This window comes from Thermodesulfobacteriota bacterium (genome assembly GCA_040753795.1).
GTDB lineage: Bacteria > Desulfobacterota > Desulfobacteria > Desulfobacterales > Desulfosudaceae > JBFMDX01.
The window spans coordinates 64,922-73,080 of sequence record JBFMDX010000020.1; the positions used below are offsets into that span (position 1 = coordinate 64,922).

Consider the following 8,159-nt stretch of genomic DNA (forward strand, 5'->3'; position numbering starts at 1 on the left):
CGATTCATGAGCGACCATATCAATGAAAACATACGGTTAAAGCTGGACCGGCGTAAGGCCCGCGGGGCTTCTCTGTTCGAAAGGGCGCTGCTGCGAACCGCCGCGAGACAGGCCGTGGTTATGCTGAAACCCTGGGGCATGGCGCGGAATCCGGTCATGTTCGTTACCGAGATCGGGGCGGTTCTGACCACATCCGTTCTCGTTTCCAACCTGATTGATGACCGTACGGCGTTGATGTATACGTTCGCGGTCACGGTAATCCTGTGGCTGACCGTGCTTTTTGCCAACTTCGCGGAAGCCCTGGCCGAAGCCCGGGGCAAGGCCCAGGCGGATACGTTAAGGCGAACCCGACGCAAGTCTCCCGCCTGCCGGGTGAACAACGGCGCCATGGAACAGATCGGCTCCGATGAACTCCGCCAGGGCGATGTCGTGCTGGTGGCCGCCGGGGAGATTATACCCGGCGATGGGGAGGTGATCGAGGGTGCCGCCACCGTGGATGAATCGGCGATTACCGGAGAGTCCGCGCCGGTTGTGCGGGAGGCGGGGGGAGACCGGTCGGGAGTTACCGGCGGAACGCGCGTTCTCTCCGACTGGCTCAGAATTCGGATCACCGCGGGGGCGGGCGAGTCATTTCTCGACCGCATGATCGCCCTGGTCGAGGGCGCGGTCAGGCAGAAAACGCCCAATGAACTGGCGTTGACCGTGACACTGGCGGGGCTGACCCTGGCCTTTCTCATGGTGACCGGAACCCTCTGGCCCATTGGCCGCTATTTCGGCGTGGACCTGCCGGTCCCGACAATGATCGCCTTGCTGGTCTGTCTTATTCCTACCACCATCGGCGCGCTGCTCGCGGCCATCGGTCTGGCGGGCATGGACCGCGCTCTTTCGGCCAACGTGCTGGCCAAGAGCGGCAAGGCGGTGGAACTGGCCGGCGACATCGACACCCTTCTTCTGGACAAGACCGGCACCATCACCATGGGCAATCGCCAGGCGACCGCATATCATCCTCTGCCGGGAGTCACCACAGAACGGTTGGCCGAAGCCGCCATGTGCGCCTCTTTTGGAGATCAGACGCCCGAGGGGAAATCCATTATTCGTCTGGGGGAGGAGACCCTCGGTGCCGGCGCGCCGGGAAAATTCCCCCAGGCCAGGGTGATCCCGTTTACCGCGCAGACACGATTGAGCGGCCTCGACCTCCCGGACGGCCGCGGCTTCCGCAAGGGGGCTTCCGACGCCGTTTGCGCCTGGCTCCGGGAACAGGGAGCCTTAATTCCCGGGACGACGAAAGGGATTGTGGATCATGTCGCCCGACAGGGTAGTACGCCGATTGTTGTCGCCGAAGGGACGAATCTCCTGGGGGTGGTGGCGTTGTCGGACGTGCTCAAACCGGGGATCCGGGATCGATTTGAACGTCTGCGCGCCATGGGGTTGCGCGTCGTCATGGTGACCGGCGACAATCCCCTGACCGCCGCCGCCATCGCCGGGCAGGCCGGTGTTGATGATTACATCGCCGAAGCCAGGCCGGAAGATAAGCTGGCTTATATCCGCCGGGAACAGCGAGAGGGAAGACTGATCGCCATGATGGGAGACGGCACCAACGACGCTCCGGCCCTGGCCCAGGCGGACATCGGTATTGCCATGAACTCCGGCACCCAGGCGGCCAAGGAGGCCGGCAATATGGTGGACCTGGACAGCGATCCGACCAAACTGATCGAGGTCATCGAAATCGGAAAACAATTGCTCATGACCCGGGGCGCGCTGACCACCTTCTCCATCGCCAATGACGTGGCCAAATACTTCGCCATCATACCGGCCATGTTCATGCTGGCCATTCCGCAGCTCGCGGCGTTGAACATTATGGGTTTATCCACCCCCGGCAGCGCGATTCTTTCCGCCCTGATTTTCAATGCCGTCATCATTCCGATCCTGATTCCCATCGCCATCAAAGGGGTCAGATACCGACCTCTGGGGGCGGACACGATCCTGAGGCGGAACCTCCTGATCTATGGTCTGGGGGGGATCATCGCTCCATTCGCCGGGATCAAGCTGATTGATTTGGGCTTGCGCCTGACAGGATTAATTTAGGGCGGGGGGGTATCATGGATAACACGATTGAAAAGACGGACTTTTTCAGCCAGGCAGTGACATCCGTCCGGATCGTATTTGTCACCATGGCCATGTGCTGCTTCTTTTATCCCCTGGTGATACTCGGCCTTGGACAAACATTGAGGCCACATGCGGCGAACGGGTCATTGGTATATAATGATAAAGGAGAAATCGTCGGCAGCGAGCTGATTGCCCAGGAATTTTCCCGGCCCGGCTACTTCTGGCCCAGGCCATCGGCGGTAGATTACAATGCCGCCGCCGCCGGCGGTAGCAACTGGTCTCCGACGAATCCGGCGATTCGCGACAGGGCCATGGCCAGGCTGGACCGCCTCGGCGTTGTACCCGGCCGGCCCGTGCCCGCCGATCTGGTCGCCGCGTCCGGGAGCGGCCTTGATCCGCATATTACCCTGGCGGCCGCCATGTACCAGGCGGAAAGGGTGGCTTCGGCGCGCGGTCTGTCCGTCGAGACGGTTACGGCTCTGCTGGGAAAACAGGCCCGCCGTCCGGGGGGCATGCTCTTCCCGCAACCGCTGGTGAACGTGCTGCTGGTGAATATGGCTCTGGACGGGATGGATAAATAAAATGGATGAAAATCGCGCCGACAATTTTTTGCGTCTGATCCGCCGCTCCCGGCGGGGCCGGTTGAAGATCTATCTGGGTTATGCGGCCGGGGTGGGCAAAACTTATCAGATGCTTCTGGAAGGGCATCGTCTTCTGGAAGATGGGATCGATCTGGCCGTCGGCCTGGTGGAAACGCATGGCAGGGTGGAAACCGAGGCGTTGCTTGCGGGCCTTCCGGTCATTCCGCGCCGGCAGGTGACCTACCGCGGAATCGAGATCGAAGAAATGGATATCGACGCGATTCTGTCCCGTCATCCGGGCGTGGTGCTGGTGGATGAACTGGCGCACACCAACGTGCCGGGGAGCAGAAACGCCAAACGCTATCAGGATGTGGAAGAATTGCTCGTGGCCGGAATTCATGTCATTTCAACCCTGAACATTCAGCATCTGGAAAGCCTGTACGAGACCGTCGAACGGGTCACGGCGGTCCGGGTCCGGGAGAGGATCCCCGACCGTGTCGTCGCCGAAGCCGATCAGATCGTCAATGTCGATATCACCATTGAGGACTTGCGGCGGCGCCTGCAGGAGGGAAGGGTATACACCCCCGAACGGATCGAGACCGCGCTGGATCATTTTTTCAGGCCGGCCAACCTGGAGCAGCTTCGCGAGCTGACCCTGCGCGAACTGGCGGCTCAGATCGATTCGCGAAGACGGGATTCCCGGAGCGAGGAGATTCCCTCCAGTCCGGATCAGGTCATGGTTTGCCTGAGTTCCCGGGGGCCTAACAGCGAGGCGTTATTGCGTTATGCCTCCCGGCTGGCCGGGCGGTTGAATCGCAACTGGTATGCCGTGTACGTGCAGACATCCCGGGAGCATCCGACCGTTATCGACGCGGCGACCCAGCGGGTGCTTTCCAACACGCTGACGCTGGCCCAGCAGCTGGGCGCGACGGTTTTCACATATAAAGGCGACGATATCGTCAAGACCATCCTGCAGTTTGCCGGAGAATATCGCGTGGGGCATATCGTCATCGGTACGCCGGGAAGAAAGGTCCCGTTCTGGAAGCGGCTGACGGGTGACGTCAGCCTTGTCGAGCGGCTGATTACCGAAGGGGCGGGGGTGACCGTTGTCGTTCTGGACACCAGGGCCATACCGGACAAGCGACCGGAGCCTGAGACGGCGTCTTCGGAGGATGAAGCAGATGCCGTTTCTCAAAGACTCAAGGCGTTTGCCTTTGAAAGAGAGGCGGTTTTTTCGGATATGCCCGTCCAGGTCTGGGAAGATCTCATTGAAAAGGAGGAGGCGATCCGGCGTCTGCTGGATTCCTGCCATGGTCTCGGCAAAGAGGCGAAAGCCTCCGCGTGGGCATCCGTTCTGGAACGTGAAAAACAGGGCGGAACATTTGTGGGTGAAGAGGTGGCCATCCCTCACGCAAGGCTATCGGGGTTATCGCGATCCGTGGTGACCATCGGCGTCGGCAGGGCGGGTATCCTGGATCCTGAGTCCGGGAGGACGTTTCGCGTCCTGGCGCTGCTGATATCTCCTGTTGACCCGCCGGAAAATCATTTGCGGATGCTGGGAATGATCAGCCGCATGGCCCGGGACGATCAATGGCGCCGGGACATTCTCGCCGCCGGAAAACCGGAAGAAATCACGAAGGCGGTATTGGCCTGGGAAGCGGTTCATTCCCGTTCAGCGCCGGCCGGAATCCCAGCCACGGCAGGCGGCCGGGACACTTGATCTTCAGAACCGTTCAAAATCCTGGTCGGCCGGGTCTTCCGTAATCAGGCCCAGGGCCGGGCGGGGAGCGGTGGCCGGCGGTTTAAGGGCTTTGCGCGCTTTCGGCGGGGCATTAACGGCCGTCAGCGGGGAGACCGTTTCCTGCCCGCGGAGTTCCGTTTCCAGCTTGTCGCCCAGGGTGAAAAAGCTCATGCTGTCCTGGAGCTGCAGGGCCTGACTGGCCAGGTTCTCGGCCGTGGAGGCGATTTCCTCGGCGGAAGAGGCGTTCTGCTGGACGATCTGGTCCAACTGGGAGATAGCCGTGTTGATTTGGGCCGCGCCGGCGGTCTGCTCCTTGGAGGCGGCGCTGATCTCCTGAACCAGTTCCGCGGTTTTGCGGATTTCCGGGACCAGTTTTTCCAGCATTTTTCCGGCCTTCTCGGCGATATCAACGCTGCCCGCGGAACGTTCGCCGATTTCCTTGGCCGCCGCGCCGCTGCGCTCGGCCAGTTTCCGGACCTCGGCCGCCACCACCGCGAACCCCCTGCCGGCGTCACCGGCCCGGGCCGCCTCGATGGCCGCGTTCAGGGCCAGCAGGTTGGTCTGGCGGGCGATTTCCTCGATGATGGAGATCTTGCCGGCGATATCCCGCATGGCTTTCAAGGTGTCCTGGACCTGGCTGCCGCCTTCTTCGGCGTCACGGGCGACCTGATAAGCGATTTTTTCCGCTTCCGAGGCATTGTCCGCGTTCTGGTTGATGTTGGACCCCATCTCCTCCATGCTGGAGGTGATTTCCTCCAGATGAGAGGCCTGGGAAGTGGCTCCCTGGGACAGCACTTCGGAGGAGGAACTCATCTCTTCGCTGCCGGAGGCGACGTTATCCGAACCGCTCTGGACCTGGCCGACCACTTCCTTGAGTTTTCTGACCATCTTGTTCATGGACTGAATGAGGATGCTGATTTCGTCCCGGCCTTCACCTCTGGCCTTGATTTCGACGGTCAGATTTCCGGCGGCGATATCCTGCACCATGGAAACCGCGTTTTTCAGGGGCGTAACAATAAATCGTCCGACCATGAAGCGGATGATAATGCCGGAAAAGATGATGATGACGGCAAAGAGCAGCACATTGCCATAGCGCTGCTGTTTGCTGGCACTGATAGTGGCCGACAGCGCCTCCGTCAGCCGCGTGTTGTAACCGTCTTTTAAAGCCGTCAGGCGGTCGCTGATCTGTTTGGTCGTCTTGGCCAGGGCAAAGATGGTGACCTGACCGTCCATGGCGGCTTCATCACTTTGATTGATGGCGGCGGCGTAGACTTTTTTCGCCTCTTCGGTGAATTTTTTCATTTCATCCAGAATGGCGGCGGCCTCCGGCGCCTCGGTCTTTTGCTGTCGGGCCAGATCGACGATCTCCTGCAGGGCGGCCTGGGCTTTGCCGCCCTCGGCCCCGGCGTTTTCGATCAGGCCGGTCTCGCCGGTCAAATAAGCGTCCTGATAAAATTTAAGCTGGCTTTCAAAGGTCGTCAGGGCGGTCTGGCTCTTGTGCGAGGCTGGGGATAGATAGGCATAGACCGATGCCAGCCGGGATTCCGTGCGGATGCCGTTGACGAAACCAAAGGTGATGGATACCAGATAGCCGGCCATCAGGATGCCCAGGCTGACCCATATTTTTCTGGAAATGCTGGTTGATTTCCACATGGTGTTTTTCCTGAAATTAACTTTCCGGGCGGCAAAACCCCGTTAGATAAATTGCCCGGGGCCCGTTGCCGGGTCCCGGGCAATTGTCGTTTAGAAATTATAGGTGACCTTGGCGGCGTATAGCGACCAGTTCCGGTTTGCTTTGGTGTAAGCCATAAAGGAACCGTCCATCAGGTGGCCTTCCACCTTGGCGCACCAGTTGGCCGTGAAATCATAGCGCACGGACAGGCACTTGTCCTTGAGCCAGGCCCCCCAGGAAGGTTTGCCGGTTTCCCGGGCGTAATCGTGGCCGTTGTGATCATCCTTGTCCCAGTAAAGTTCGGAATAGTAGAAACCGATCTCCAGCGGGTCCAGCAGGCGGTAGGCGGCGCTGCCGTAAAAACCCTGCATGGTGGCCTTGTCGCTTAAGGTAGGCGGGATGCCCATGGCGCCGCTGATGGCCGGATCCAGTAGGGTGGTCAGGTAGATCGTGTAATCGATATCGTATTCGCAGTATTCGGTCGCCAGGGTCAGGCGGTCAAACATGTATTCCGCGGACAGGACATAAATGTCGATGGGCTCGAACTCCATCAGCGCATTGAGCGGCGTGGTAAGGCCGGAAAGACCGCCGGTGGCCATGGCCGGAATGGGAATATCGCTGCTCATATCCAGCGTCAGGTTGTCCAGGCGGGAGAGCGTGGCTCCCAGCCTTAGTCCGAAGGGGGAATCCCACACCAGTTGTGTGGCGTAGGAGGAGTTTTCCGTGTCGGTATCGTCGGTGTCCACGCCCAGGTTGTTGATCAGGGTTTCGATGCCGTCGGTCATCCCGCTTTCTTCCGCGACGTCGATATACCCATACAGGGTCTTGTAGGTGATGTTGCCGGGCAGGTTGCCGTGAAGACCGGCGCCTTTGATCCGGGCCATGGCATCCCTGAACCATTCCGGATAAACGCTGGTCGGCATCAGGATGCTGGTGCGGACCATGTCGATGTCGCGGGTCTCGTTGTAAAGGCCGTGGGGCATTTTCATGATGCCCGCCTGAACGTTCAGATAATCATGCAGGGCGTAATTGCCGTAAGCCCAGTCCACCTTGACCTCGTCATTGCCGTTCTCTCCCAGGTCATAGGCGAACAACTGCATGCCCAGGGTCAGGTCGCTGCTCGGGCTGGCGGAAAAGTTGACCGCCATTTCGTTGAATTGAAAAGAGCCTTTATTGGAATCTTTCAACAGGAACTCGGTGTCTTTGGTAGTGTTGAGAAATCCCTGGCTGACAAATCCATGGACATTTATGCTGTCCAGTGCGCTGCTTAACGTATTTCCAGCGGCGCCGGCCGGAATCGCCAGAAGGGCGATCATGGCCAAGACAAAAAGCCTTTTATAGTGTTTCATCGCTATCTCCTGATATTCAAAAAGTTGTCAATCTCTCAAATATTCCCGCAAATTCATTTTCAACGGACACGAACAAAAATAATGATACGACCTAATTAATGGTCAGTATCTTTACCTTGGCGGAATCCGGTTTGGTGCAGGAATAGCCGATGGCGCCGCTGGTTTTAGAGACATAATCGATCAGGTCAGCTTCGGCGTCAAAGCCGCGGGGCGGCTGTCCCTGGCCGGTGAATATCTGTTTTTTCCAGTAGTTCTGAAACTGGAAATCGGTCCGGCCGACATGTTGCTGGAGAAAGGCTTCATGACACGGGCCGCTGTTCAGTTCGGTAAAGTTGATTTTCTGGTTGTCGCTCCATTTGTCTTTTTTTCCCAGATAAACATTCTGCAGCTCGCTCTTGGAGAGGGCGCTGTCCGGGACATTTAAATTCGCGATAACATAAATCGTTTCCGATTGCGCCGAGACCGGTTTGACCGGGGAAGCCAGCACGGTTATCGCTGCCAACAGTAACAGCATTAATAAATAGACTCGTCTTTTCATTGATCCCATCCTTCCCTTGTTGATTGACTGTTGCTGATCATAGCCGACGATATATCGCGTACGCGAACAAAATTGCGTTTAAAAACTGTAGGTGACCTTGGCAGCATAGAGGTTCCAGTTCCTGGCCACGTCTTCCAGGGCCATGAAGGTGCCGTCCATGATGTGCCCCTCG

General features: G+C 58.7%; 6 protein-coding genes. 3 read left to right on the top strand and 3 right to left on the bottom strand.

Going from position 1 to position 8,159, the window contains the following annotated elements; genetic code table 11:
* The first annotated feature begins 6 nt into the window (after positions 1-6).
* The 3 genes from kdpB to AB1724_17655 are packed head-to-tail and all read left to right on the top strand — an operon-like array spanning position 7 to position 4,407.
* Positions 7-2,085 (top strand): potassium-transporting ATPase subunit KdpB, encoded by a 2,079-nt coding sequence (gene kdpB, locus AB1724_17645; protein MEW6079635.1) that lies wholly within the window; start codon positions 7-9, stop codon positions 2,083-2,085.
* Positions 2,086-2,099: 14 nt separating this feature from the next.
* Positions 2,100-2,687 carry a potassium-transporting ATPase subunit KdpC gene (kdpC, locus tag AB1724_17650; protein ID MEW6079636.1) on the top strand — a complete coding sequence of 196 codons (588 nt, stop codon included), beginning with the start codon at positions 2,100-2,102 and terminating at the stop codon, positions 2,685-2,687.
* A 1-nt stretch (position 2,688) separates the two neighbouring features.
* Positions 2,689-4,407: a PTS sugar transporter subunit IIA gene (locus tag AB1724_17655; protein ID MEW6079637.1), complete on the top strand. Its 1,719-nt coding sequence runs from the start codon at positions 2,689-2,691 to the stop codon at positions 4,405-4,407.
* 3 nt (positions 4,408-4,410) lie between these two features.
* Here the strand turns inward: AB1724_17655 and AB1724_17660 are convergent, their stop codons facing one another.
* From AB1724_17660 to AB1724_17670, 3 genes are all read right to left on the bottom strand, one after another.
* The gene (locus tag AB1724_17660; GenBank protein ID MEW6079638.1) at positions 4,411-6,081 is read right to left on the bottom strand and encodes a methyl-accepting chemotaxis protein; all 1,671 of its coding nucleotides are present in this window, start codon (positions 6,079-6,081) and stop codon (positions 4,411-4,413) included.
* A gap of 90 nt (positions 6,082-6,171) precedes the next feature.
* Entirely contained in the window at positions 6,172-7,449 is a 1,278-nt protein-coding gene (locus AB1724_17665; GenBank protein MEW6079639.1) for a hypothetical protein, read from the bottom strand.
* 91 nt (positions 7,450-7,540) lie between these two features.
* Positions 7,541-7,987, bottom strand: coding sequence for a hypothetical protein (locus AB1724_17670; protein MEW6079640.1), 447 nt, complete (start codon positions 7,985-7,987; stop codon positions 7,541-7,543).
* Between the last annotated feature and the right edge of the window lie 172 nt (positions 7,988-8,159).